At 63.7% G+C, this 23,426-nt stretch carries 25 protein-coding genes and 1 pseudogene; 12 read left to right on the forward strand and 14 right to left on the reverse strand.

Translation table 11 applies throughout. The features are described 5' to 3' along the window. Positions 1 to 136: 136 nt before the first annotated feature. The 3 genes from ACYJP6_RS10960 to ACYJP6_RS10970 all read right to left on the reverse strand — a co-directional run bounded on the left by ACYJP6_RS10960 (position 137) and on the right by ACYJP6_RS10970 (position 2,625). Positions 137 to 724, reverse strand: a complete 588-nt coding sequence (locus tag ACYJP6_RS10960; protein ID WP_459475006.1) for an EF-hand domain-containing protein — start codon at positions 722 to 724, stop codon at positions 137 to 139. A gap of 102 nt (positions 725 to 826) precedes the next feature. Then, on the reverse strand, positions 827 to 1,882 hold the full coding sequence (locus tag ACYJP6_RS10965) for an ATP-binding protein (RefSeq protein WP_459475007.1): 1,056 nt from the start codon (positions 1,880 to 1,882) through the stop codon (positions 827 to 829). Between the two features lie 2 nt (positions 1,883 to 1,884). Next, on the reverse strand, positions 1,885 to 2,625 hold the full coding sequence (locus tag ACYJP6_RS10970; protein ID WP_459475008.1) for a response regulator: 741 nt from the start codon (positions 2,623 to 2,625) through the stop codon (positions 1,885 to 1,887). 418 nt (positions 2,626 to 3,043) lie between these two features. On the opposite strand from ACYJP6_RS10970, the gene ACYJP6_RS10975 reads away from it, so the two are divergent. The 5 genes and pseudogenes from ACYJP6_RS10975 to ACYJP6_RS10995 all read left to right on the forward strand — a co-directional run bounded on the left by ACYJP6_RS10975 (position 3,044) and on the right by ACYJP6_RS10995 (position 6,126). Beyond that, complete coding sequence (locus ACYJP6_RS10975) at positions 3,044 to 3,619, forward strand: sigma-70 family RNA polymerase sigma factor (RefSeq protein ID WP_459475009.1); 576 nt, start codon at positions 3,044 to 3,046, stop codon at positions 3,617 to 3,619. Continuing rightward, positions 3,616 to 4,326, forward strand: coding sequence for an anti-sigma factor (locus ACYJP6_RS10980; RefSeq protein ID WP_459475010.1), 711 nt, complete (start codon positions 3,616 to 3,618; stop codon positions 4,324 to 4,326). The genes ACYJP6_RS10975 and ACYJP6_RS10980 overlap by 4 nt, the downstream gene beginning before the upstream one ends. A gap of 74 nt (positions 4,327 to 4,400) precedes the next feature. After that, entirely contained in the window at positions 4,401 to 4,964 is a 564-nt protein-coding gene (locus tag ACYJP6_RS10985) for a fasciclin domain-containing protein (protein WP_459475011.1), read from the forward strand. A gap of 261 nt (positions 4,965 to 5,225) precedes the next feature. Then, a pseudogene (locus ACYJP6_RS10990) lies at positions 5,226 to 5,502 on the forward strand (phage late control D family protein); the annotation flags it as partial. Positions 5,503 to 5,673: 171 nt separating this feature from the next. Beyond that, positions 5,674 to 6,126, forward strand: coding sequence for a VOC family protein (locus ACYJP6_RS10995; protein WP_459475012.1), 453 nt, complete (start codon positions 5,674 to 5,676; stop codon positions 6,124 to 6,126). Between the two features lie 49 nt (positions 6,127 to 6,175). On the opposite strand, the gene ACYJP6_RS11000 is transcribed toward ACYJP6_RS10995, so the two are convergent. Next, on the reverse strand, positions 6,176 to 6,322 hold the full coding sequence (locus ACYJP6_RS11000) for a DUF4113 domain-containing protein (RefSeq protein WP_459475013.1): 147 nt from the start codon (positions 6,320 to 6,322) through the stop codon (positions 6,176 to 6,178). Continuing rightward, positions 6,322 to 6,561 carry a hypothetical protein gene (locus tag ACYJP6_RS11005; protein WP_459475014.1) on the reverse strand — a complete coding sequence of 80 codons (240 nt, stop codon included), beginning with the start codon at positions 6,559 to 6,561 and terminating at the stop codon, positions 6,322 to 6,324. Before ACYJP6_RS11005 ends, ACYJP6_RS11000 begins: the two co-directional genes overlap by 1 nt. Before the next feature lie 440 nt (positions 6,562 to 7,001). Between ACYJP6_RS11005 and dusA the strand changes: the two genes are divergently transcribed. Both dusA and tal read left to right on the forward strand, forming a co-directional pair. Then, positions 7,002 to 8,012: a tRNA dihydrouridine(20/20a) synthase DusA gene (gene dusA / locus ACYJP6_RS11010; protein ID WP_459475015.1), complete on the forward strand. Its 1,011-nt coding sequence runs from the start codon at positions 7,002 to 7,004 to the stop codon at positions 8,010 to 8,012. Positions 8,013 to 8,059: 47 nt separating this feature from the next. Then, complete coding sequence (gene tal, locus ACYJP6_RS11015; protein WP_459475016.1) at positions 8,060 to 8,986, forward strand: transaldolase; 927 nt, start codon at positions 8,060 to 8,062, stop codon at positions 8,984 to 8,986. A 12-nt stretch (positions 8,987 to 8,998) separates the two neighbouring features. Here the strand turns inward: tal and rssC are convergent, their stop codons facing one another. Both rssC and rssB read right to left on the reverse strand, forming a co-directional pair. After that, positions 8,999 to 9,481, reverse strand: a complete 483-nt coding sequence (gene rssC, locus ACYJP6_RS11020) for an anti-sigma factor antagonist RssC (protein WP_459475017.1) — start codon at positions 9,479 to 9,481, stop codon at positions 8,999 to 9,001. Further along, positions 9,478 to 10,662, reverse strand: coding sequence for a two-component system response regulator RssB (gene rssB, locus ACYJP6_RS11025; protein WP_459475018.1), 1,185 nt, complete (start codon positions 10,660 to 10,662; stop codon positions 9,478 to 9,480). The genes rssC and rssB overlap by 4 nt, the downstream gene beginning before the upstream one ends. 204 nt (positions 10,663 to 10,866) lie before the next feature. Between rssB and ACYJP6_RS11030 the strand changes: the two genes are divergently transcribed. Next, complete coding sequence (locus ACYJP6_RS11030) at positions 10,867 to 11,166, forward strand: PilZ domain-containing protein (RefSeq protein WP_459475019.1); 300 nt, start codon at positions 10,867 to 10,869, stop codon at positions 11,164 to 11,166. A gap of 60 nt (positions 11,167 to 11,226) precedes the next feature. Here ACYJP6_RS11030 and ACYJP6_RS11035 read toward each other — a convergent pair whose 3' ends face one another. Next, positions 11,227 to 11,853, reverse strand: a complete 627-nt coding sequence (locus ACYJP6_RS11035; RefSeq protein ID WP_459475020.1) for an MlaA family lipoprotein — start codon at positions 11,851 to 11,853, stop codon at positions 11,227 to 11,229. Positions 11,854 to 12,070: 217 nt separating this feature from the next. Here ACYJP6_RS11035 and ACYJP6_RS11040 point away from each other — a divergent pair, with 217 nt between their 5' ends. Beyond that, the gene (locus ACYJP6_RS11040; RefSeq protein WP_459475021.1) at positions 12,071 to 12,340 is read left to right on the forward strand and encodes a DUF4404 family protein; all 270 of its coding nucleotides are present in this window, start codon (positions 12,071 to 12,073) and stop codon (positions 12,338 to 12,340) included. On the opposite strand, the gene queF is transcribed toward ACYJP6_RS11040, so the two are convergent. Genes queF through ACYJP6_RS11055 form a run of 3 tightly spaced genes read right to left on the reverse strand, consistent with a single transcriptional unit; the run spans position 12,341 to position 14,890 of the window. Continuing rightward, positions 12,341 to 13,168 carry an NADPH-dependent 7-cyano-7-deazaguanine reductase QueF gene (gene queF, locus ACYJP6_RS11045; RefSeq protein WP_459475022.1) on the reverse strand — a complete coding sequence of 276 codons (828 nt, stop codon included), beginning with the start codon at positions 13,166 to 13,168 and terminating at the stop codon, positions 12,341 to 12,343. 13 nt (positions 13,169 to 13,181) lie between these two features. After that, positions 13,182 to 13,961, reverse strand: a complete 780-nt coding sequence (locus ACYJP6_RS11050) for an ABC transporter permease (RefSeq protein ID WP_459475023.1) — start codon at positions 13,959 to 13,961, stop codon at positions 13,182 to 13,184. Beyond that, positions 13,958 to 14,890, reverse strand: coding sequence for an ABC transporter ATP-binding protein (locus ACYJP6_RS11055; RefSeq protein ID WP_459475024.1), 933 nt, complete (start codon positions 14,888 to 14,890; stop codon positions 13,958 to 13,960). The genes ACYJP6_RS11050 and ACYJP6_RS11055 overlap by 4 nt, the downstream gene beginning before the upstream one ends. 142 nt (positions 14,891 to 15,032) lie before the next feature. Here ACYJP6_RS11055 and ACYJP6_RS11060 point away from each other — a divergent pair, with 142 nt between their 5' ends. Further along, positions 15,033 to 15,443 (forward strand): PA2817 family protein, encoded by a 411-nt coding sequence (locus ACYJP6_RS11060; protein WP_459475025.1) that lies wholly within the window; start codon positions 15,033 to 15,035, stop codon positions 15,441 to 15,443. Between the two features lie 60 nt (positions 15,444 to 15,503). On the opposite strand, the gene nfuA is transcribed toward ACYJP6_RS11060, so the two are convergent. From nfuA to ACYJP6_RS11075, 3 genes are all read right to left on the reverse strand, one after another. Further along, positions 15,504 to 16,088 (reverse strand): Fe-S biogenesis protein NfuA, encoded by a 585-nt coding sequence (gene nfuA, locus ACYJP6_RS11065; RefSeq protein WP_459475026.1) that lies wholly within the window; start codon positions 16,086 to 16,088, stop codon positions 15,504 to 15,506. 204 nt (positions 16,089 to 16,292) lie between these two features. Beyond that, a complete protein-coding gene (locus ACYJP6_RS11070; protein ID WP_459475027.1) occupies positions 16,293 to 17,258 on the reverse strand; it encodes a sensor domain-containing diguanylate cyclase in 966 nt (321 codons plus the stop codon). Positions 17,259 to 17,260: 2 nt separating this feature from the next. Next, on the reverse strand, positions 17,261 to 18,223 hold the full coding sequence (locus ACYJP6_RS11075; protein WP_459475028.1) for a response regulator: 963 nt from the start codon (positions 18,221 to 18,223) through the stop codon (positions 17,261 to 17,263). Between the two features lie 271 nt (positions 18,224 to 18,494). Here ACYJP6_RS11075 and metH point away from each other — a divergent pair, with 271 nt between their 5' ends. Further along, entirely contained in the window at positions 18,495 to 22,205 is a 3,711-nt protein-coding gene (metH, locus tag ACYJP6_RS11080; RefSeq protein WP_459475030.1) for a methionine synthase, read from the forward strand. Between the two features lie 93 nt (positions 22,206 to 22,298). Beyond that, positions 22,299 to 23,426: a PQQ-dependent sugar dehydrogenase gene (locus ACYJP6_RS11085; protein ID WP_459475031.1), complete on the forward strand. Its 1,128-nt coding sequence runs from the start codon at positions 22,299 to 22,301 to the stop codon at positions 23,424 to 23,426.

The following is a 23,426-nucleotide window of genomic DNA, read 5'->3' on the forward strand; positions in this document are numbered from 1 at the left end:
GGATTTTCGGACCTCAGCCCCTAGTCAGGCGCAGTCATCAGGCTGACTTTTGGCTAGGCATGGGCAAAGAACCAGGCCTGCTGCTCCCTGGAGGCGAACGGCTCTGGCCGTCCGCCGCTCCAGCCAGGGCCCTCGCTCAGGCAGCAATGTTCAGGGTGCTGCCCAGCGAGGCGCTACCGCCAGCGCTGCCGATACTCTGGTATTGGCGCAATACCGCTTGAACCAGCTGATCGTAGGAGCTCGTCGAGCTCTGGGCGGTGGACGTGGTATCGCTGCCATCGTCCTCGCTTGCGCCCGGCGGCGGTGGTGGCGGTGGTTGGCGCGAGCTCGAGGCGCCGCCGAGTCCCTGGACGCCGGTATCGCTGCCACCTGCAGCGCTCGCCTGATCGCCAGGGCCGCCCGCCGGAGGCGCGAAAGCGGAGGCGAATTCGCTCTCGCCGACGGCGCCATCACCATCCTGGTCGAGCAGGCCGAGCAGCTGGTCGACATCGATGCCGCTGCTATCGGCGCTGCTGGTGTCGCTGTCACTCGTGGCGTTGGCGGCGGTGGTCAGCTCGCTTTTACTGATGGAGCCGTCGCCGTCGCTGTCGAGCTTGGCGAACAGCTTCTTCAGCGGATTGTCAGCGTCGCTGCCGCTGGTACTGCTGGTGCTGGTGCTGGTGCCTTTGATCGCGCTGGCACTGCTGTAGTAGCTGGAGTAGCCACTGCCTATTCCGCTGATCATGGAAGTCTCTCCCGGGAAGTGCGGACGTTAGTGTTCCGCGCCTCTCAGTATCCGCGCGCCAGATGTCGGCAATTTGCCCACTTTGTAGGCCGGGCGATACATCTAGTGGCGCGGTAGCACCACTTGGCAGGTCAGGCCGCCACCCGGCGTCGTTCCGAGGGTCAGGTCGCCGCCCATGTGCGCTGCCGCTTCCCGGGCGATGGCCAGGCCCAGCCCGGTGCCTCCCGAGGCGCGATTGCGCGAGCCCTCCAGGCGATAGAAAGGCTCGAAGACGGCTTCCCGATACTGCACGGGGATACCCTGGCCGTGATCGACGATGCTGATGATCAGCCGCTCCGGCTGCTCGGTGAGGTGGATTTCCGCATGACCGGCGTAGCGCAGGGCATTCTGCAGCAGGTTGCCAAGGCAGGAGCGCAGGGCCATGGGCGCTACCCGCAGCGGCTGGCACGTCCCCTCGACCACCACCTGGCCACCCTCCTCCGCTGCATCCTCCGCCATGGCCTCGACCAATGCCTGGACGTCACAGAGTAGCGGACGCTCCTCGCGGTGTTGCTCGCGCAGGTATCTCAGGGTGCCGTCGAGCAGCTCGATCATGTCATCCACGTCCTGGCTGACCCGAGCATGCAGCCGGGGATCGTCGATGTCTTCGATCCGCAGTTTCACCCGTGCCAGGGGCGTGCGCAGGTCATGGGAGATCGCCGTGAGCATGCGGCCGCGCTGTTGCAGCTGATCGAGCAGATGCTGGTGCATTCGATTGAGGGCTCGCGCGGCTTCGCGGGTTTCCCGCGGTCCGGTGACGGGGATGGGTGGTCCGTCCAGGTTATGGCTGAGGTGCTCGGCGGTCTCGGTCAGCTGGCGCAGTGGCCGGGTCAACAACCTGGCGCCCAGCCAGGCGGCGCATACCAGCGAACCCAGTTGGAAGATCAGCGGGCCGCCCAGCAACCACTCGAGGCGGCGCCAGACGCCAGGCTCGCGATCGGAAAAATGCTCCGGCGGCGGGGGTCGATCGAAGGACGCCTCTCCGGCCATCGGGGGTGGCGGCGGCGGACGTTCGCCGAGGCCATGCCGGAACCAGAAGAACGCCAGCAGATGCCCCAGCAAGATGGCCAGCAGGAAGACGCCAAACAGCCGGGCGAACAGGGTATCCAGGCGGCGCATGGCTAATGCCCTATCTGCCTGGCATCGAACAGATAGCCTTCGCCGCGGACGGTCTTGATCAGCCGCGGTGCGCGGGGGTCGTCACCGAGCTTGCTGCGCAACCGCGAGACCTGGAGATCGATGCTGCGATCGAAGGCTTCGATCGCCCGCCCACGGGTGGCATCGAGCAACTGCTCACGGCTCAGTACCTGCCGCGGCTGCTCGATGAAGACCCACAGCAAGCGCACCTCGGCGTTGGACAGCGGAACCATGACCCCGGCCGGGGAATGCAGCTGGTGCAGGACGCCATCGAGCTTCCAGCCGTCGAAACTGACACTGGTCCGCGGCGCTTTGCGCCGGGCGGTCCGGCCGTCCTGGGTGCGACGCAGCACCGACTGGATGCGCGCCACCAGCTCGCGCGGCTCGAAGGGCTTGGCCATGTAGTCATCGGCCCCCAGCTCGAGCCCCAGGATACGGTCGGCCGGCTCGCACTGGGCGGTCAGCATCAGGATGGGAATGCCGCTGTCGCGCCGCAGCGCGCGACAGAGCGAAAGTCCGTCCTCTCCGGGCAACATGAGGTCCAGCACGACCAGGTCGAAGGAATCCTCGGCCAAGGCCTGGTGCATTTCCACCCCGTCACCTACCCCCCGGGCGCTGATACTGAAACGCGCCAGGTAACCGCAGATCAGCTCACGGATCGACGGATCGTCATCCACCAGCAGGATGCGCGAAGTCCAGCGCGGGGATTCGGATGACAGCGACATCGGGGCTACCTGAAGGGTCGTACGATCTGAACGCGCATGCTAGCCGCTCAGCGTGACGGACAGCTACCGATTGCCTTGTAGCCTTGTGTAAAGCTGGTCAAGGCGCGGACACGAAAGCCGGAGTAGCTAACGCCCGCCCTTGCGCCAGCCCGATCGACGATAGGACCCCGCCCGCCTTGCCAATTGCGGAAGACCGGGAAGGATGCTAAATCGATCGAAGCGAAGCGGCGGTTCCCCGACCGTGACCAGATCCGGTGACGGAGCCTGCGGCTGCCAGGGATGACGCCTTTCCCGCCAGCAAGGCGGGCACGGGCACCTGCCCTGCGTGCGCGCCTGGACAGGGATGGCCCCCTTTTGGATTGCTCGGCCCTCGCCTGAACCGGCCCCACGCCCTGCACCTACGCCAGGAACCTCTTCCTTGACGACCAGCCCACCTGCCTCCGCCAGTCCTGACGTCAACGCAGAGCCCGTCGCGCTCGGCGTCCTGCTGCAAGCCTGCGGCCAGGGCAATCGCCAGGCGTTCGAAACCCTCTACCGCGCGACCTCGAGCAGGTTGTTCGGCGTGTGCCTGCGGTACCTGGGGGATCGCGCGGAGGCCGAGGAGGTCTTGCAGGAGGTGTATACCAGCGTCTGGCTGAAGGCGAACACCTTCGACCCTCGGCTGTCAGCCGCCATCACCTGGCTGGCGACCATCGCCCGGCACAAGGCTATCGATCGACGGCGCGCACAGCTGCGCCACGAATCGCTCGACGGTCTTGAAGAGAGTCCAACGGCGGAGTCCGTGGCGGAAGCCTTCGAGGCGTACCGCCAGCGGCGCCAGATCGACCTCTGCCTGGAAACACTGGGAGAGGACCAGCAGACCTATATCCGGGTCGCCTTCTTCGAGGGCTATTCCTACGCCGAGTTGGCCGCGCGCCATCGCATCGCGCTGGGAACGATGAAGAGTTGGATTCGTCGAGGACTCCTGCAACTGCGAGCGTGCCTGGGACTATGAACGACAACGACCTGCCACCGCCCGATCAGCCATCGCTGCTGATCGCCGAGTATGCCCTGGGCGTGCTATCCGCCGAAGAGCGGACTCGGGTGGAAGAGCTGCTGCAGCAGGACCCCGAGGCTCAGCGGCAGCTGGCGGCCTGGCAGCGCCATTTCGCGGACTGGCTCGCGGAGCTTCCCGCCGTCGAGCCACCCGCTCACGTCTGGCTCGGTATCCAACAGCGCCTGTTCCCCACGGCCGTACAGCCGCCGGAACCCCCTCGGCCATGGAATGACACTCGATTCTGGCGCTGGACGACCTTCCTGGCCCTGGCCGCCGCGCTGGTGCTGGCGGTGTCGCTGGTGCTGCGCCCGGCCGCCCAGGTGCCCGCGCCGCCGCTGCTCGCGCGGCTGGAGCAGAGCGATGGACGGCTGGTCTTCAGCGCCACCCTGCAGCTCGACGGCCGACAGGTCCTTTTCGTGCCGACTGGCGCCTCCCGCTGGCCAGACCACAGCGCCGAGGCCTGGCTTATCACGGCCGACGGCAAGCCGCATTCGCTGGGCCTGCTGCGGGACGATGCGGCGGTAGCCTTGACCGTCCCTGCGGGATTGGCGAAGGCGGTCGCAGGCGGGGCGGTGCTGGCCGTTTCTCTCGAACCGCCGGCGGGCTCCCCAACTGGATCACCAACGGGGCCGGTCATCGCCCAAGGTAAAATAATCTCGCTGTGATGCATCCGTTTCGCGGCCCGCTCCGTACATTCATCACCCTCATCCGGAGGGCCGAAGAACCGAGGAGACGCATCATGCATACCTTTCTACAACGACTTGCCGCTGTAGCCAGTTTCGCGATCCTTTGCGCCACCGCTTCGCTCGGCTTCGCCGCCGACACCGTGATGGTGGGCGGTGCACCCATGTACCCCTCCAAGACCATCGTCGAGAATGCGGTCAACTCCAAGGACCACATCACCCTGGTGGCGGCGGTCAAGGCGGCCGGCCTGGTCGATACCCTCAACGGCAGCGGCCCCTTCACCGTCTTTGCCCCGACCAATGAAGCCTTCGCCAAGCTCCCGGCCGGTACGGTCGACACCCTAATCAAACCCGAGCACAAGGCTGACCTGACCAAGATCCTGACGTACCACGTGGTGCCGGGTACCCATACCGCCAAGCAGCTGATGGCCGAAGCCAAGGCGCACGGTGGCATGGTCAAGCTGAAGACGGTCCAGGGGGAGGACCTGACCATCAAGCTGCACAACGGCAAGCTTTGGGTTGTTGACGCCAAGGGTGGCAAGGCCGCCGTCACCATTGCCGACGTGATGCAGTCGAACGGCGTGATCCATGTCGTGGATACCGTCCTAATGCCGAAATAAACCGGCAGGTCCAGCGGACGCTCGAACAGAGTGTCCGACGGCCCGGCCTCCGCCCGCAATCTGTACGACGTGAAGCTGGAGCGCGCCGTCGCCCGCTACGGCGCTGCTACCCAGCCCAAGGGTGCAGCATGAACAAGCCCGAGACCTGACCTCTCATCCGCGCGCTGCCGTGCCGGAACTGCGCCATGGCCCTGACCGGCTACTGGTCTTCATCGACACGGCAAGCTGCCCTGCGCCGCCGCGGCCAGCCTGTCCTGGGAATATGGCTACGAGCTCCAGGTCATCCTCACCGCGGACGCGGCTACACCACCCGCCTTGAGCTGGAAGCCAAGCTGCCGGAAGATCTGGTCGAGGAGATCCAAGGCGACTACACCGGCATCATCGCCTACTACCGCGACCCCAAGACCGGCAACGAGCACACCGTTACCGAAGGCGACCAGAGCAAGCCGCGGCGGCTGCGGCATCTGTACGCGACGAATGCGACGGCGAAGCGGGGGTGGAGCGGGAATGGAAGAAGATGCAGGAGCAATCCATCTGACTGTCAAACCTAAGTTGTAACGTCGCTTAGGTGGTCGAGTAAAAATGCTAGAGCGCGCCTTTTGAAAGGGCTGATGACAGGCAAATAATTTACTGCAAGAATACAAAATCAGAAATTAAATACAGTAAAACATAATGACTTACGAAAGTTAGATAACCGTGGAGTTTGACCATGACTAATGGTGCTGTGGTAGTAGATCACATAGGGTTTTCGGTCTCATCACTCGAGGACGCGATCAAATTCTGGACTGAGGCTATGGGTTTCGAAGTTTTACGCAGGGGCGAAATGGGCGGTGACTTCCTGCGAGAAGTAACGGGTGTTGCCGATCCACGGTGCCGTATGGCACTTGTTGTATCACCTTCAGGATTCCCTATAGAGCTTCTGGAGTACTCAACAGCCAGCACCTTGGGGAAGGCACCTGACAGCGCCGGCGCAATCGGTGCAGCACATATTGCTGTGAATGTGGAAAATATTGATGTAGCTGTGGCGAAGATAAGATCGCATGGCTGGAAGATAAAAGGTTCTTCACAAGCCATCTCAAGCGGTCCACGCGCAGGCACCGTTGTTGCCTATATAAGCGGCCCAGACGGAATCACCATTGAGCTCATGCAACTAACTAGCTAAGTTTTTAGGCGAGCCAATAATAACTTGTCAGTAGAGGAAGATTCATAGCTCAAACCGGCCCGCGGCACCTCCCCCACCGCGTCGTATACCCTTGCGACAGCTCTCGCCGCATCGTCCACCCCGGATCGGCGGGTACCCGCTCCAGGTAAAGTGCCGCCCGCCCGTATCGGGCATTGATCCGGTCCACCACCTGCATCAGCTCACTCGGGCGCCCCTGCCCGGCCGGGGCGAAGGCCTGGGCGTGAAATCATCGGTGGAGTACACCTCCAGGTCCGGCACCATGCCCTGGATGGTCCGCATCACCCAGTTCGAGACGTCGGCATAGAGTTCATGGTTGGAGCTAAAAACGGCCGCGTCGTGCTGCCGCAGGAAGGCGCGTTTCTGGAAGTACGGCACGCCCAGGCCTTCGCCTCTCGGCTTCGAGCGATAACGCATCCGGCTGGCTGGGTTAGATAGCGGTCCTCCAAGTCACCAAGCCACGTCTCGCCGATGGCCTTGAGCGTCGCCTCCTTGGTCCGGCCGACGGCGCCCCCGTATTGCTCAAGGTACCGATCGATCATCCGCTTCACGATCACCCCACCGCGGGTGACCCGGTCCAGTTCGCCAGGCTGCGCGAGCTCCGTTTCGCGCCTTTTCAGCCAGGCTTGGGCGGTCTGCTTCCGGTCGAATGTCTGGGTTTCCTGATAGACTCGGACTCCATCCCGCATGATGCGGACCTGGGCCGTGTAGCCCGTGCTGCCATCCTTACGGCGGCGCGAAGTTATCGTCCCCATTTCGATTTGCTACATGCCTCCGTGCATTTGCTACATTGTAGCAACGGGCTTGCAGAAACCGGCTGAAATGTAGCAAAACGGGCCTAGAACAGACGTATCAACATGCTTCCCGAAACCGCTTCAAAGCCAGTAACCACGCGCCCTGAGCCGTCCCGCCGCTTCTCCGTAGCGCCCATGATGGACTGGACGGATCGCCACTGCCGCTATTTCCACCGCCTGCTGTCGCAGCATGCCCTGCTCTATACCGAGATGGTCACCACCGGCGCCCTCCTGCATGGCGATGCCCAGCGGTTTCTTCGGCATGACGAGACCGAGCATCCCCTGGCGCTGCAGCTGGGCGGCAGCGTACCGGCTGAGTTGGCAGCGGCAGCGCGGCTGGGTGAACAAGCGGGATATGATGAGATCAACCTCAACGTCGGCTGCCCGAGCGACCGGGTGCAGAACAACCTGATCGGCGCCTGCCTGATGGCCTACCCCGAGCGGGTGGCCGACAGCGTCAAGGCGATGCGTGATGCGGTGGCCATTCCCGTGACGGTCAAGCACCGCATCGGCATCTCCGGCCGCGACAGCTACGAGGCGCTGCGGGACTTCGTCGGCCAGGTCGCCGAGGCGGGTTGCCGCAGTTTCACCGTGCATGCCCGCATCGCCATCCTCGAAGGGCTGTCGCCCAAGCAGAATCGCGAGATCCCGCCGCTGCGCTACGACGTCGCCGCGCAGCTGGTGCGGGACTTTCCGGATCTCGAGTTCATCCTCAACGGCGGCCTCAAGACGCTGGACACCTGCCGCGAGCAGTTGGAGGTGTTCGATGGCGTGATGCTGGGCCGCGAGGCCTACCAGAACCCCTATCTGCTCGCCGAGGTGGACGCGGCACTCTACGGCTGTGACCGTCCGCAACTGACCCGGCACCAGGTGATGCTGCAGCTGCGGCCCTATGTCGAGGCGCATCTGCAACAGGGTGGACTCATCCATCACGTCACCCGCCATGTCCTGGGCCTGGCGCAGGGTTTTCCCGGCGCGCGGCGCTTTCGCCAACTGCTCTCCACCGACCTGCATCGCAGCCCTGACCCGCTGCGCCTGTTTGACGAGGCCACTGAACTTCTCAGGGGCCATTGAGTCACGTCTCCACGATGTCCATTCGCTAACCGAAGGAAAGACCTGCCATGAGCAAGCTGGAACAACTCAAGCAATACACCACGGTCGTCGCCGATACCGGCGATCTGGACGCCATCGCCCGCCTCAAGCCCTACGACGCCACGACCAACCCCTCGCTGCTGCTCAAGGCCGCCGCCCTACCCCGCTACGAAGATCACCTGCAGGCCGCCTTCAGCGGCGCCGGTGGCGACATCGGCCTGGCCTGCGATCGCTTTGCCGTGGCCGTGGGTGGCGAGATTCTCAAGCTGATCCCGGGTCGCATTTCCACCGAGGTGGATGCCCGGCTGTCGTTCGATACCAGCGCCACCCTGGATCGCGCCCATCGCCTGATCGAGCTGTACGAGAAGGCCGGCATCGGCAAGGACCGCGTGCTGATCAAGATCGCCTCCACCTGGGAAGGCATCCGCGCTGCCGAGCAGCTGGAGAAGAAAGGCATCCAGACCAACCTGACCCTGCTGTTCTCCTTTGCCCAGGCCGCCGCCTGCGCCGACGCCGGCGTGTTCCTGATCTCGCCCTTCGTCGGTCGCATCTACGACTGGTACAAGAAGGCCGAAGGCCGCGACTACGAAGGCGCCGAAGATCCGGGCGTGAAGTCCGTGACCCGCATCTACCAGTACTACAAGGCCAATGGCTACGACACCGTGGTGATGGGCGCCAGCTTCCGTAACCTGAACCAGATCGAGCAACTGGCTGGCTGCGATCGCCTGACCATCAGCCCCGAACTGCTGCAGCAGCTATCGGAAGCCCAGGGCGACCTGCCGCGCGTGCTGACCGCCGACGCCAACGGTGGCGAGCCTAAGCAGCAGCTGAACGAGGCCACCTTCCGCTGGGCCCATAACGAAGACGCCATGGCCACCGAAAAGCTGGCCGAAGGCATTCGCCAGTTCGCACGTGATCAGGAAAAGCTGGAAGTGCTGCTGCCCGGCAAGCGCTAAGAGCTGACGTGGTCAGTGCCTTTCGAGGGCACTGACCAGATCGCGAAAGGCATTGCGATTGGATTCATTGAGGCCCATCAACACCCGATGGGCCTCAAGCACGCGACTGCGCACCTCGGCTTCCGATTGATCCTGCGGTGGCAGGTCGGTCAGGCAATCCGGGCAAGGCAGTACGGTCTCGACGATGTTGAACACCTGATCGAACCCCATTGAGTCCAGCAGGCGCAGGATGTCTGGGTTGCTCGTCGTGAGCATGGGCAGCAGCCCGATGCGCTGCCGCGACAGGATCGACAGCTTGGCTAGTAGCCCCAGGGTGGTGCTGTCGATGCTCTGCGTCTCGGTCAGGTCGATGACGATGGACGAGAAATTCAGCGACGAGAAGATGTGCTCGATGGTCGCGTCCAGCGCCGAGCAGAGGGTCAGACGCACCTCGCCGGTGAATTTCAGGACGAAGGTGCCATCCTGCTCGGCAAATTGGATTTTTCCGGTGCTCATGCCAGGTTCCTGCTCAACACCAGCAAAGCGATATCGTCAGGCATCTCGGAGACGGACGCCAGATTCAGGGCTTCACTCAGGCCTGCCAGTGTACCGCCGGCACGGCGGACATAGTCGGGCAAGCTGTGTTCTTTCTCTTTCAAATTGTCTCCCGGCAGCAGATCGAAGATGCCATCCGAAAAGAGGGTAAGGCTGAACCGCTCGGGCAAGGCCATCTGGTGGTCATTGTAGGTGGCTTCCTGGAACAGGCCCACCGGCAACCCCTTGCCGACCAGGAAGCGGGTTTCTTCCGGGGTGTGCAACACGGGTAACGGCAAGTGGCCACCGATGCTGTAGGCCAGGGTACCCGTGGTTTCGTCGATGACGCCACCCAGCATGGTCACGTGCTTGCCCAGCTTGCAATCCAGCAGCCCCCGGTTGATATGGCCGAGCACATCCGATGGCTTGAATTCCGGCAGGGTACCGTTGCGCTTGGACTCGTAGAGCAGGCGCGTGGTCATGAACTTGAGCAGCACCGTCACGAACGCCGATGAGGCGCCATGGCCGGAGACGTCAGCCAGGTAGAAGGCGACCCGGTGCTCGTCGATGCGAAAGTAATCGACGAAATCGCCAGACAGATACAGCGACGGGATGATCTCATGGGCGAAATGCAGCCCTTCGGTCTCCCAGGGCGTCACGGGCAGCATGTTCATCTGCACGTGGCGACCAGCGTTCTGGTCTTCCTGCAGCAGGCTCAGGCTGGCCTGCAACTCGCGATTGGTATTCTCCAGCTTGACCCGGTAGCGATCGTTCTCCAAGCGCAACCGGGCGCGGTCCAGGGCCCGATTCACCGAGTGCTCCAGGACCATCAGATCTTCGAGGGGCTTGATCAGGTAGTCGGCAGCGCCTAGGCGCAGGGCCTCCACGACGTCGCTCATGACCCCCGCGCCGGACAGCACCAGCACGGGCGTATCGATGGACAGCTCGCTGATGCGGCGCAGCAAGGTCAGGCCGTCGACCTGCGGCATGCGCAGGTCGCAGATGATGAGATCAGGCTGTTCACGCTCGAAAATCTGCAGGCCCTGCTGGCCATTGCTGGCCTGCAGGACGTTGAAGCCACTGTCTTCGAGATAGTCGGCGAGACTGAGGCGAACCACCTCGTCATCGTCAATGATCAAGAGCGTGGCAGGCGAATTAGACATAGAGGATCCAGGCATGCACCCGAACGGCAAACCGGCGGACGCTATCCGACACGGGCCACGGTGATTACGACACGGCGGAGACACTACTCCCATCCATCGGGGGGTTCAAGCTTGCCAACCGGATGGAATATCTTTACAGGGTAGCTTTAAGGAGTTTATACCTCCAAGAGACCGCCTTCCATCCTCCCAAGCAGTAGGATTGCCATGAGTACCCTTGACCGCTCTTACAGTGAAAAGCGCGATTTCATTCGCATGAACGTCGACTCCAAGGCCGTCCTGAAGGTCGGCGATGCCTCCTTCGAGGCGCGTTGCGTCGACCTGTCCAGCACCGGCTTCCAGATCGAGGCCGCCACCAGCCTGCAGGTGGGTGACCAGGTCACCGTGCTGATCCCCTCCAGCCACGCGGAACTCCAGGGCCTGGAAGCGCAAGCCGAAGTGCTGCGCGTCGAGACGACGGCAGCGGGCCAGCAGCTGCTGGGACTCTCCGTCCTGGAAATGCGCTAGGCGCCTGACGCACAAAAAAAGGCAGCCCGCGGGCTGCCTTTTTTTGTGGCGGCGAGCGGACTAGAAGTCGTCGACGACCTGGCCGTCCTTGACCTTGAACTCGCGGGTCTGCAGGTAGGCGTTGCGAATGAACACGTACTTGTCGCCAGTGATCAGGCGCTCGGCCTGCAGCAGACCGGCCCGGGTATCGACGGTGCTGAGGGCGAAGGCGCTGTTGCGCACGGCCACGTCGTCCACGTACGGGTAGGCGCTGGTGTAGCTGTCGGGAATCCGGCCAATCCCGTCGCGCACACTGCTGGGCCCGAAGAACGGCAGGACCAGGTAGGGACCGCTGTTGGCGCCCCACTTGCCCAGGGTCTGGCCGAAGTCTTCGTCGTTGCGCTGCAGGCCGGCCTTGGTGGCCACGTCGACGAGGCCCAGGCCACCCAGGGTGGTATTCATCAGCAGGCGCGCCGTATCCACCCCGGCATGCTCGACCTTGCCCTGCAGCAGGTCGTTGGCCAGGTTGCACACGTCACCCAGGTTGTTGAAGAAGTTGCTCACGCCGGTTTGCACGAAGCCCGGGGTGAAGCGCTGGTAGCCCTGGGCGACCGGCTTCAGGGCATAGGTGTCCAGGGTGTCGTTGAATACGAAGATCTTGCGGTTGAAGCCCTCCCAGGGATCGGGATTCCCGGCTTCCGCTGCCATCGCCTGACCGGCAAACGTCAGGGCCGTTGCCAGGAGCGCTCCCCAGACCCTGGAACCACGTCGCTCGACCGTCATCGCTTCTCTCCTCGTTGCACTCAGACGCCTGAAAGGCGCCGATTATAGTCATAGCTTTGCCAGTTTGGCTTAGGGCCAGGCTCAGTCACTCGATCTTTGACCCACCGTTGCGGTCAAAGAATCCGGACACAGGAGAAACGCCATGACCACCTCTCATCTGCAGGAACAACTCGATCACCTCCGCCACCAGCTGGACCAGGACCCACCCGCCTCGCCTGAGGATCGGGAGGAGCTGGAGCTGCTGATCCGGGACATCGAGTTCCAACTGGCCAACGAAGACGCCACCCACACCCGCGAGGGCAGCCTGGCCGAAGGTGTCAACCTGGCGGTGGAGCGCTTCGAGGTCAGTCACCCCACCATGGCCGGCACGCTCAGGTCGATCATGAATAGCCTGAGCAGCATGGGCATCTGATCACTGGCGCACGTAGCGCTCGGCGGCCGGCTGGACGACGTCACTGCTCCGGTAGGGATTGATGTCCAGCCCGCCACGGCGCACATAGCGGGCGAACACCGTCAGTTTCGCCGGCTTGAGCAGCCGCCACAGGTCGAGGTAGATGCGCTCGACGCACTGTTCGTGGAAATCCGCGTGCTGTCGGAAGGCGATCAGGTAGCGCAGCAGGCTGGCCGGTTCCAGCGCGAAGCCCTCCTTGTACTCGACGACCACGGTGCCCCAGTCCGGCTGCCCCGTCACCGGGCAATTCGACTTGAGCAGGTGGCTATAGAGCCTCTGGCTATCCCGCGCTGCGCCCACGCTCAGCTGGGTAGCCTCGGGATGGGCATAGCGATCCACGCTGATGTCCAGATCGTCGATGCACTGGCCGCCCGGGCGCTGCACACCGCGAGTCGCCCAGTCGTCCAGTGACACCAGGCTGACACCCACGGCAGCGCCTGCCGCCGCGCTCAGGTCCTTGACCAGCACGGCCTCAAGCTCCGCCAGGCTGGCGAATACCGACTGGTTGAGGGAGTTGAGGTACAGCTTGAACGACTTGGACTCGATGATGTTCGGTGAATCGGCCGGAATCGAGAATTCGGCGATGGCCACCACCGGCTTGCCCGAGGGCAGCAGCCAAGACAACTCGTAGCAGGTCCAGATATCCACGCCGCGAAACGGCAGGGCCTGGCCGTCCAGGCCGAGCTCCGCCCACTTGGGCGCGCGCGGGATCGGATAGAGCAAGGTCGGCGCGTACTGGCTGACGTACTCGGAGCTTTTGCCCAGGGGCGATTGTTCTACGCTATGCATGACGCTCGGACACTCAATGACGCATGCCACGCCCGCTGACGAGCAGGCGGATGCTGACCAGATAAAGCACGACCACGGCGAACAGCATGAAGGCGATCGCTACGCCGATACGGATGTCGGACACGCCCAGGATGCCGTAGCGGAAGGCGTTGACCATGTGCAGGATGGGATTCACCAGCGACACCTTCTGCCAGAAAGTGGGCAGCAGGTCGATGGAATAGAAGACCCCGCCCAGGTAGGTCAAGGGCGTCAGCACGAAGGTCGGCACGATGGAGATGTCGTCAAAGTTGCGCGCATAGACCGCGTTGATAAAGCCACCCAGGGCGAAGATCGCCGCCGTGAGCACGATCACCAGCAGCATGATGCCGATGTGGTGCACCTGCATATGGGTGAAGAACAGCGACAGCAGGCTGACGATGGCGGCCACGGCGAGACCGCGCAGGATGCCGCCCATGGCGTAGCCGATGAGGATCACATGGGGTGACACCGGCGAGACCAGCAACTCTTCCACCGAGCGCTGGAACTTGCTGCTGAAGAAGCTGGAAACCACGTTGCTGTAGGCGTTGGTGATCACCGACATCATGATCAGGCCCGGCACGATGTACTGCATGTAGGTGAAGCCACCCATGCCGCCGATACGATTACCGATCAGATTGCCGAAGATCACGAAGTACAGGACCATGGTGATCGCCGGGGGCAGCAGCGTCTGCGCCCAGATGCGGGTGAAGCGGCGCACTTCGCGGTGGACGATGGTCCGCAGCGCCACCAGGTTGGCTTGGAATTCGGTACTCATCGGGCGACCTTGGCTAGATTCTTTTCCACCAGGGAGACGAACAGCTCCTCCAGGCGATTGGCTTTGTTTCTCAGGCTCTGCACCTGGATGCCGGCGGCGTCCAGCTGGCGGAACAGGGCGTTGACCCCGCTGGCCTTGTCGATGGCCACCTCGAAGGAGTGATCGCCCAGCAGCCGGGTCGGATAGCCTTCCAGCTGCGGCGCCGCCGTCAGCGGCTGGACCACGTCGACGATGAAGGTCTCGACATTGAGCTTCTGCAGCAGCTTGCGCATGCTGGTGTGCTCCACCAGTTCGCCATGGTCGATGATGGCGATGTTGCGGCAGAGCTGCTCGGCCTCTTCCAGGTAGTGGGTGGTGAGGATGATGCTGGTCCCCTGCCCGTTCAGCTCGGTGAGGAAATTCCACATGGAGCGGCGCAGCTCGATGTCGACCCCGGCGGTGGGTTCGTCGAGGATCAGCAGGCGCGGCTTGTGGATCAGCGCGCGGGCGATCATCAGGCGCCGCTTCATACCGCCAGACAGCATGCGTGAGGGGGTATCACGCTTGTCCCACAGCCCGAGCTGGGTCAGGTATTCCTCGGCGCGCTCGCCGGCGATGCGTGCCGGAATGCCGTAGTAGCCCGCCTGGGTCACCACGATGTCGAAGGCCTTCTCGAACTGGTTGAAGTTGAACTCCTGGGGCACCACGCCCAGGCAGCGCTTGAGACCCGCCGGATCCTTATCCAGGTCGTTGCCGAACACCGACACCGCGCCACCCGACTTGTTGACCAGGGTCGAAAGGATGCCGATGGTGGTCGACTTGCCCGCCCCGTTCGGACCGAGCAGTGCGAAGAAGTCACCTTCGACCACATCGAGGTCGATGCCCTTGAGGGCGGTGAAGCCATTGTTGTAGGTCTTGGTCAGACCGCGAATGGAGAGAGCTAGACTCATGTGCCTCCCGGCAAGAACAGATTCGCAAAGAAAAGTGCTACTTCCTATAACCCCGGCAGAGGGCAAAGGTTCGATCCTAGTCGAACCAGACAACGCGGGACAGTGCCCCTATACTGCGCAGCCGCTTTTTCAGGAGACTCCCATGGCCACTACCTATCTCGCCCACCACGTTGCCCTCCTCGCCCAGCTGCGAGCGGTCCTGGCCGATGTCGGCGCGGCCGAGCAGGTGCCCTCGGAGAACCACGCCCTGTTCCTCGATCGCTTCGACGAACTGGTCGCCGGGCTGCCGCAGGCGCCGGAAGAGTACGCCTATCTTGGCCAGGACCTGCTGAGCCAGATCTTCAGTCGCTATCCGCAGATCGCTCACCGGGTGCCCCGCGACCTGCTGTGGTTCTTCGGCGGCGACTGCCTGCATTTCATGCCGGACGAAGAGCTGGCGCTCTATCAGCGGCTGGACGAGCGGCGTCACGAAGCCGAATCCCGCGGCGAAGCCTTCGACTGGGCGCAGGAACAGCGCCTGATGGCCCTGCCGGACAACGCCGCGCGCCACTAAAACGCCAGAGGGCTATCGACCAGGTCGATAGCCCTCCGTGACCGCAGAAACGCGCCAGCTCTAGTAGTAGGCGTTTTCGCGGTTGGTATGGTCGGTCACGTCACGCACGGCGGTCAGCTCGGGAATGCGCTCGAGCAGGGTGCGCTCGACGCCGTCCTTGAGCGTCAGGTCCACCTGGCCGCAACCCTGGCAACCACCGCCGAAGCGCAGCACGGCGACATTGTCATCGACGATGTCGACCAGGCTGACCATGCCGCCGTGGCTGGCCAGACCCGGATTGATCTCGGTCTGCAGGTAGTAGTCGACGCGCTCGTTGAGCGGGCTGTCCTCGTTGACCATGGGTACCTTGGCGTTGGGCGCCTTGATGGTCAGCTGGCCGCCCATGCGGTCGGTCGCGTAGTCCACCAGGGCGTCTTCGAGGAAGGGCTGGCTGATGGCATCGATGTAGGCGGTGAACGCCTTCAGGCCGATGGGCTGGTCGTCGGGCTTCTCTTCACCGGGCTTGCAGTACGCGATGCACGTTTCGGCGTACTGGGTGCCGGGCTGGGTAATGAAGATGCGGATACCGATCCCGGGGGTATTCTGCTTTTCCAACAGGTCGGCCAGGTAATCCTGAGCCGCGTCGGTAATGATGATGGCGCTCATGGTCACTCCTCAACAGGTGTGACAAGTTTACGCCACCCTACCCCCGGACGAAAGCCCTAGTGAAACAGTCGGATAATCGTCCTGGCGCCTCTCACCGCGGAGGCGGCTGGCGCCAAACGACGCCCAGCCATGAGTGACAGAGACGCACGGTGCGCTAGCCTGCCCAGGCTTCTCTATAGCGGCTGGCCCGCGCCGGGCTAGCCGTCAGTCCAGGCGATGGACGAAGCTAGTGACCCTGTTGCGCCCGGCGTGCTTGGATTCGTAGAGCGCCTTGTCCGCCTGCTGGATCAGCTGCTCGTGATTGCCCAGGGGTACCGACAGGTCGGTGATCCCGACGCTGATGGTGAAGGCGACCGGCGTGCCCAGCACGTCCAGGCGCATGGCCTCGACCGCCTCGCGCAGCCGCTCGGCGAGCAGGCGCGCGCCCTCCACCGCCGTGTCGAGCAGCACCACGCCGAATTCCTCGCCACCGTAGCGGCCGGCGATGTCGGCGTTGCGTACGTGGGTCTTGATCACCCCGGCCAGGGCCTTGATCGCCTGGTCGCCGACCGCGTGGCCGTAGGTGTCGTTGATCCGCTTGAAGTGGTCGATGTCGAGCATCATCAGCGCCAGACGGCCGCCATAGCGCTGGTGCCGGGCGAATTCCTCGATGAGGCGCTCTTCCCAATAGCCGCGGTTGGCGAGGCCGGTGAGTCGATCGGTACGCGACAACTCCTGCAGCTTGTCGTTGGAAAACTCCAGCTGCCGCTTGTTGATGGCCACGTCGGTGACGTCGTAGATCACCACGCAGATGTGGGCGATGGCGCCGGTGGAGTCCCGTAGCGGCAGCAGCGTCACGTTCTGGTACATAAAGGCTTCCACGCCGGTGATCGGCTGGTAGCTCTTGAAGTGCACCAGGTAGGGCCGCTGCTCCCAGATGGAGAAGGCGCGGGTGCCCAGCAGTACCACGCTTTCGGCCTTGGCCCGGAACCAGGCTTCGTCGATTTCCGCGAAGACCGCGAACAGCGATTGCTGGTTGACCTCGCTGAGGATCTGGCCGGAATGGTTTTCCATGAAGCTGTTCCAGACCTCGATCCGGTAGTCGAGATCCAGCACCACCACGCCGACATCGATGTTCTGCACGATGTCCAGCAGCCAATGGAGTTCGTTGATATCGATCTGTGCGGCCATGCTCAACTCATCAGGTAGCCGATCTTGCGGGTGATGCGTTTCACCGAATCCTCGGTGAACAGCAGCAGCAGATCGAAGTGGACGTTGTGGCCTTCCAGGCTGTAGCTGAGCTCGACGGCCAGGGTCTTCTTCCAGCGCGTCTTGTTGACCACGATGAGTTCGTCGATGGACGCATGGTGACCGAGGATGGTCGGATGCCCCTGGGAAAAGCGGATGTCGAATTGCTCGGCGATGCCCGCCAGGCAGGCACCGATGATGATGCTCGACAGGTCCAGCAGCATCTCGACGTCGCCCGACTGCCCTGCTTCGCGCCAGCGCACCAGCCGCGCCATGTCGTCGAATTCGGAGTCGTGGAAGATCAGCAGCGCCTCGCCGGCGATGCCCTCGCCGATGTAGCCCTGGCAGACCGCACTCAGACGATCCTCGCGCTGGGCATCCAGCAGCGTCATGTGCAGCTCGCTGACTTCGAGGATGTTGACGTTGGGAATGGGCAGTTCGACGAAGACATCCAGTGCCTTGGCCAGCAGGGCGCCGGCGCGCCCCATGGAAACGTTGACCACCTCCCGGAAGGCATCGCGGAAGCTGACCTGCAGCTCCGGACGTTCGAGAGGCTGCGCCGGTGGCGAAGGACTCGGGCTGTAGAGGCCGTGGCGTTCGAGCACCGCGGCGAGTTCGCCCGGATCCGCCGGCTTGCGCAGGAAGTCCAGCGCGCCGAGTTCGCGAACCCGGCCCACCGCCTGCTCCTGGACGTCACCGGAGACGACGATCACCTTGACCGCCAGGCCTTCGTTGCGGATCGCCGCCAGGGTGCCGTAGCCATCCAGGATCGGCATGGTCAGGTCAAGCAGCATCACCTGGCCGAGGCCCTGGCGCAGCGCGGCCAGGGCTTCTTCGCCATTGGTCGCCTGGGTGATGGATACCGCCCAGCCTTCCGGCAGGGAGCGAACCAGCTGCTTGCGCGCCATGTTCGAGTCGTCGCATATCACCAGAGGAATCACGGCTACCTTCCATGACGCAGTTTTGACGCACAGTAAACGTCTGATATCAGACAGTAAAGCAGCACATGGCCGGCTTGCACGCCCCAGCCTCGCATGGCGGACATCGGCCGCATGAGAAAGGCGCCGACCCTGCATGAGCGCGGCTCATCTTGCCAGGTCGTCGATGCCGGGACCACCGCCCGCTTTTGCTATGCTGCCACCCTTTGCCCCCGTGCCTCCTTTCTTCTTTGGAACGCCCATGACTGATCGTACCGCTCGCCTGTCCGCCCTTCGCCATGCCCTCGCGCAGCGCATTCTCATCCTCGACGGCGGCATGGGCACCATGATCCAGAGCTATCGGCTGGAGGAAGCGGACTACCGTGGCGAACGCTTCGCCGACTGGCCGAGCGACGTCAAGGGCAACAACGACCTGCTGCTGCTGACCCAGCCGAAGATCATCGCGGAAATCGAGAAGGCCTACCTGGATGCCGGTGCCGACATCCTCGAGACCAACACCTTCAACGCCACGCGCGTATCCCAGGCCGACTATGGCATGGAGGAAATCACCTATGAGCTGAACCTGGCCGGCGCCCGGGTCGCTCGCGAGGTGGCCGACGCCAAGACCCTGGAAACCCCGGACCGGCCGCGCTTCGTCGCCGGGGTGCTCGGCCCCACCAGCCGGACCTGCTCCATCTCCCCCGATGTCAACAACCCCGGCTACCGCAACGTCACCTTCGACGAGCTGGTGGACAACTACACCGAGGCCACCCGCGGCCTCATCGACGGTGGCGCCGACCTCATCCTGATCGAGACCATCTTCGACACCCTCAACGCCAAGGCGGCGATCTTCGCCGTCCAGGGGGTGTTCGAGGCCATGGGCGTCGAGCTGCCGATCATGATCTCCGGCACCATCACCGATGCCTCCGGCCGTACCCTGTCCGGCCAGACCACCGAGGCCTTCTGGAACTCGGTGCGCCACGCCCAGCCGATCTCCGTGGGCCTCAACTGCGCCCTGGGCGCCAAGGAACTGCGGCCCTACGTCGAAGAGCTGGCGACCAAGGCGGACACCTTCGTCTCGGCCCACCCCAACGCCGGCCTGCCCAACGCCTTCGGTGAATACGACGAAACCCCGGCGCAGATGGCCGCGGTGGTCGAGGAATTCGCCGCCAGCGGCCTGCTCAATATCGTCGGCGGCTGCTGCGGTACCACCCCGGCGCATATCCAGGCCATCGCCGAGGCCGTCGCCAAGCACGCGCCGCGCCAGCTGCCGGACATTCCCAAGGCCTGTCGCCTCTCGGGCCTGGAGCCCTTCACCATCAGCCGCGAGTCACTGTTCGTCAACGTCGGCGAGCGCACCAACATCACCGGCTCGGCCAAGTTCGCCCGGCTGATCCGCGAAGAGAACTATGCCGAGGCCCTGGAAGTGGCCCAGCAGCAAGTGGAAGCCGGCGCCCAGGTCATCGACATCAACATGGACGAGGGCATGCTGGATTCGAAGGCGGCCATGGTCACCTTCCTCAACCTGATCGCCTCCGAGCCGGACATCTCCCGGGTGCCGATCATGATCGACTCCTCCAAGTGGGAGGTGATCGAGGCGGGCCTCAAGTGCATCCAGGGCAAGGGCATCGTCAACTCCATCTCCATGAAGGAAGGCGTCGAGGCCTTCATCCATCACGCCAAGCTGTGCAAGAGATATGGCGCGGCGGTGGTGGTCATGGCCTTCGACGAAGACGGCCAGGCCGACACCGAGGCGCGCAAGAACGAGATCTGCGCCCGCTCCTACGACATCCTGGTCAATCAGGTCGGCTTCCCGCCGGAAGACATCATCTTCGACCCGAACATCTTCGCCGTGGCCACGGGTATCGAGGAACACAATAACTACGCGGTCGACTTCATCAACGCCTGCGCCTATATCCGCGACAACCTGCCCCACGCCCTCACCTCCGGCGGCGTGTCCAACGTCTCCTTTTCCTTCCGCGGCAACAACCCAGTGCGCGAGGCCATCCACTCGGTGTTCCTCTACCACGCCATCCAGAACGGCCTGACCATGGGTATCGTCAACGCCGGCCAGTTGGAGATCTACGACGAGATCCCCGCCGCGCTGCGCGAAAAGGTCGAGGACGTGGTGCTCAACCGCACCCCCGAGGGCACCGACGCCCTGCTGGCCATCGCCGACGACTACAAGGGCGGCGGCGCGGTCAAGGAGGCCGAGACCGAGGAGTGGCGAGGCCTGCCGGTGGACAAGCGACTGGAGCACGCGCTGGTCAAGGGCATCACCACCTATATCGTCGAGGACACCGAGGAGTGCCGCCAGCAGTGCGCGCGCCCCATCGAGGTCATCGAAGGCCCGCTGATGAGTGGCATGAACGTGGTTGGCGACCTGTTCGGCTCGGGCAAGATGTTCCTGCCCCAGGTGGTCAAGTCCGCCCGGGTGATGAAGCAGGCGGTGGCCCACCTGATCCCTTTCATCGAGGCGGAAAAAGGCGACAAGCCCGAAGCCAAGGGCAAGATCCTCATGGCCACGGTCAAGGGCGACGTCCACGACATCGGCAAGAACATCGTCGGCGTGGTGCTGGGCTGCAACGGCTACGACATCGTCGACCTGGGCGTCATGGTCCCAGCGGAGAAAATCCTGCAGACCGCCATCGCCGAGAAGTGCGACATCATCGGTCTCTCTGGCCTGATCACCCCCTCGTTGGACGAGATGGTTCATGTTGCCAAGGAGATGCAGCGTCAAGGCTTCACCCTGCCGCTGATGATCGGCGGCGCCACCACCTCCAAGGCGCACACCGCGGTCAAGATCGAGCCGCAGTACAAGAACGACGCCGTGGTCTACGTCACCGACGCCTCCCGCGCCGTGGGCGTGGCCACCCAGTTGCTGTCCAAGGAGCTCAAGGCCGGCTTCGTCGAGCGTACCCGCGCCGACTACGTCGAGGTCCGCGAGCGTACCGCCAATCGCAGCGCCCGTACCGAACGCCTCTCCTACGACAAAGCCGTGGCCAACAAGCCAGCGTTCAACTGGCTGGGTTACCAGGCGACCAAGCCGAGCTTCACCGGCACCCGGGTGCTGGAGGACATCGACCTGGGGGTGCTGGAAGAGTACATCGACTGGACGCCCTTCTTCATCTCCTGGGACCTGGCCGGCAAGTATCCGCGCATTCTCACCGACGAGGTGGTGGGCGAAGCGGCCACCGCGCTGTTCCACGACGCCCAGGCCATGCTCAGGAAGCTGATCGACGAGAAGCTGATCAAGGCCCGCGCCGTGTTCGGCTTCTGGCCGGCCAACCAGGTGCGCGACGACGACTTGGAAGTCTATGGCGAGGACGGCCAACCGCTAGCCACCCTGCACCACCTGCGCCAGCAGACGATCAAGCCCGACGGCAAGCCCAACCTGTCGCTGGCCGACTTCGTCGCCCCCAAGGAAACCGGCGTTACCGACTACGTGGGTGGCTTCATCGTTACCGCCGGCATCGGCGCCGAGGAGCTGGCCAAGGACTACGAACGCAAGGGCGACGACTACAACTCCATCATGGTCAAGGCCCTGGCCGACCGCCTCGCCGAGGCCTGCGCCGAGTGGCTGCACGAGCGGGTACGCAAAGAGCATTGGGGCTACGCCGCCGACGAGACCCTGGACAACGAGGCGCTGATCCGCGAGCAGTACAAGGGCATCCGCCCTGCCCCCGGCTACCCGGCCTGCCCCGACCACACCGAGAAGGCCACCCTCTTCAAGCTGCTCGACCCCGAGGCCAGCTTCAATGAAGCCGGTCGCAGCGGCGTCTTCCTCACCGAGCACTACGCCATGTTCCCCGCCGCCGCTGTCAGCGGCTGGTACTTCGCCCATCCCGAGGCCCAGTACTTCGCCGTGGGCAAGATCGACAAGGATCAGGTGGAGCGTTATACCGAGCGGAAAGGCCAGGAGCTGACGGTGACGGAACGGTGGTTGGCGCCGAATTTGGGGTATGACAACTAGCCCGGCAGACGCCTCAGGTAACAAAAACGCGGCCCTTTTCGCTGGCGTCCCTACTAGGGTGTAGGGACTTCAAACGACGAGGATCACGCGCCCATGAGAGGCCTTACCCTAGCCGCCGGCAGTCTCCTGCTTGGACTCGCCACCCTGAATGCCACCGCCGCGCCCCAGGCGCTGAGCCAGGAGCAGTGGCCCTTCACCGCCACGCCTCGGGCCACCCTGGATGCGCCCTGGGCCATTGCCTTCCTGCCCGATGGCACGGCGCTGGTCACCGAGAAAGGTGGCGTGCTCAAGCACCTGAATGTGCAGACTGGCAAAACGCAGGACATCAGCGGCGTGCCCAAGGTGGTCCACGCCGGCCAGGGTGGCTTGGGCGATGTCATCCTCCATCCGCAATACGCCAGCAATCATCTGATCTACCTCAGTTACGCCGAGGCTGGCGAAGGCGGCACCCAGGGTGCTGCCGTGGCCCGTGCCAAGTTGACCTTGAAGGAAGACGGCAGCGGCTCGCTCGGCGAACTCAAGGTGATCTGGCGCCAGACACCCAAGGTGACTGGCAACGGTCACTACGGCCATCGCATGAGATTCGGGCCGGACGGCAAGCTGTGGATCACCTCGGGTGAGCGGCAGAAATTCACCCCGGCCCAGGACATGAGCGGCAACCTCGGCAAGCTCATCCGCCTCAACGACGATGGCAGCGTTCCCCAGGACAACCCCTTCGCCCAGCAAGGCGGTGTCGCGGCCCAGGTCTGGTCGCTGGGGCATCGCAATCCGCTGGGTATCGCCTTCGACGCCCAGGGCCGGTTGTGGGAACAGGAGATGGGCCCCCAGGGTGGCGATGAGCTGAATCTTATCCAGCGCGGCGGCAACTACGGCTATCCCGAGGTCTCCAACGGCGATCATTACGGTGGCAAGCCGATCCCGGATCATGACACCCGTCCGGAATTCATCCCGCCGAAGATCACCTGGACGCCGGTGATCTCGCCCGCCGGACTGATGATCTACGAGGGGAATCGCTTCCCCGCCTGGAAGGGCAACGCCTTCATCGGTGGCCTCTCGTCCAAGGCACTGGTGCGGATCGAGCTCAAGGGCGAAGAGGCCCGCGAGGTGGAGCGCTATGCCATGGGCACGCGCATCCGCGACGTCGAGGAAGGCCCCAACGGCAGTCTCTGGGTCTTGGAAGACGGTGCCAATGCACGGCTGCTGGAGTTGCAGCCGAAATAG

The sequence above is a fragment of the Pseudomonas sp. No.117 genome (genome assembly GCF_054558395.1).

What these genes read in the sequence shown, in the direction of transcription:
- queF (WP_459475022.1), bottom strand. Translation starts at nt 13,168, where the DNA reads ATGCATAGCGTAGAACAATCGCCCCTGGGCAAAAGCTCCGAGTACGTC.
- ACYJP6_RS11070 (WP_459475027.1), bottom strand. Translation starts at nt 17,258, where the DNA reads ATGGCCGCACAGATCGATATCAACGAACTCCATTGGCTGCTGGACATC.
- ACYJP6_RS11035 (WP_459475020.1), bottom strand. Translation starts at nt 11,853, where the DNA reads ATGGCAGCGGAAGCCGGGAATCCCGATCCCTGGGAGGGCTTCAACCGC.
- ACYJP6_RS11085 (WP_459475031.1), top strand. Translation starts at nt 22,299, where the DNA reads ATGAGAGGCCTTACCCTAGCCGCCGGCAGTCTCCTGCTTGGACTCGCC.
- ACYJP6_RS11040 (WP_459475021.1), top strand. Translation starts at nt 12,071, where the DNA reads ATGACCACCTCTCATCTGCAGGAACAACTCGATCACCTCCGCCACCAG.
- metH (WP_459475030.1), top strand. Translation starts at nt 18,495, where the DNA reads ATGACTGATCGTACCGCTCGCCTGTCCGCCCTTCGCCATGCCCTCGCG.
- ACYJP6_RS11005 (WP_459475014.1), bottom strand. Translation starts at nt 6,561, where the DNA reads ATGCGTTATCGCTCGAAGCCGAGAGGCGAAGGCCTGGGCGTGCCGTAC.
- ACYJP6_RS10985 (WP_459475011.1), top strand. Translation starts at nt 4,401, where the DNA reads ATGCATACCTTTCTACAACGACTTGCCGCTGTAGCCAGTTTCGCGATC.
- ACYJP6_RS11060 (WP_459475025.1), top strand. Translation starts at nt 15,033, where the DNA reads ATGGCCACTACCTATCTCGCCCACCACGTTGCCCTCCTCGCCCAGCTG.
- nfuA (WP_459475026.1), bottom strand. Translation starts at nt 16,088, where the DNA reads ATGAGCGCCATCATCATTACCGACGCGGCTCAGGATTACCTGGCCGAC.
- ACYJP6_RS10965 (WP_459475007.1), bottom strand. Translation starts at nt 1,882, where the DNA reads ATGCGCCGCCTGGATACCCTGTTCGCCCGGCTGTTTGGCGTCTTCCTG.
- ACYJP6_RS10995 (WP_459475012.1), top strand. Translation starts at nt 5,674, where the DNA reads ATGACTAATGGTGCTGTGGTAGTAGATCACATAGGGTTTTCGGTCTCA.
- tal (WP_459475016.1), top strand. Translation starts at nt 8,060, where the DNA reads ATGAGCAAGCTGGAACAACTCAAGCAATACACCACGGTCGTCGCCGAT.
- ACYJP6_RS10960 (WP_459475006.1), bottom strand. Translation starts at nt 724, where the DNA reads ATGATCAGCGGAATAGGCAGTGGCTACTCCAGCTACTACAGCAGTGCC.
- ACYJP6_RS11050 (WP_459475023.1), bottom strand. Translation starts at nt 13,961, where the DNA reads ATGAGTACCGAATTCCAAGCCAACCTGGTGGCGCTGCGGACCATCGTC.
- dusA (WP_459475015.1), top strand. Translation starts at nt 7,002, where the DNA reads ATGCTTCCCGAAACCGCTTCAAAGCCAGTAACCACGCGCCCTGAGCCG.
- ACYJP6_RS11000 (WP_459475013.1), bottom strand. Translation starts at nt 6,322, where the DNA reads ATGCAGGTGGTGGACCGGATCAATGCCCGATACGGGCGGGCGGCACTT.
- rssC (WP_459475017.1), bottom strand. Translation starts at nt 9,481, where the DNA reads ATGAGCACCGGAAAAATCCAATTTGCCGAGCAGGATGGCACCTTCGTC.
- ACYJP6_RS11075 (WP_459475028.1), bottom strand. Translation starts at nt 18,223, where the DNA reads ATGGCGCGCAAGCAGCTGGTTCGCTCCCTGCCGGAAGGCTGGGCGGTA.
- ACYJP6_RS10970 (WP_459475008.1), bottom strand. Translation starts at nt 2,625, where the DNA reads ATGTCGCTGTCATCCGAATCCCCGCGCTGGACTTCGCGCATCCTGCTG.
- rssB (WP_459475018.1), bottom strand. Translation starts at nt 10,662, where the DNA reads ATGTCTAATTCGCCTGCCACGCTCTTGATCATTGACGATGACGAGGTG.
- ACYJP6_RS11055 (WP_459475024.1), bottom strand. Translation starts at nt 14,890, where the DNA reads ATGAGTCTAGCTCTCTCCATTCGCGGTCTGACCAAGACCTACAACAAT.
- ACYJP6_RS10980 (WP_459475010.1), top strand. Translation starts at nt 3,616, where the DNA reads ATGAACGACAACGACCTGCCACCGCCCGATCAGCCATCGCTGCTGATC.
- ACYJP6_RS11030 (WP_459475019.1), top strand. Translation starts at nt 10,867, where the DNA reads ATGAGTACCCTTGACCGCTCTTACAGTGAAAAGCGCGATTTCATTCGC.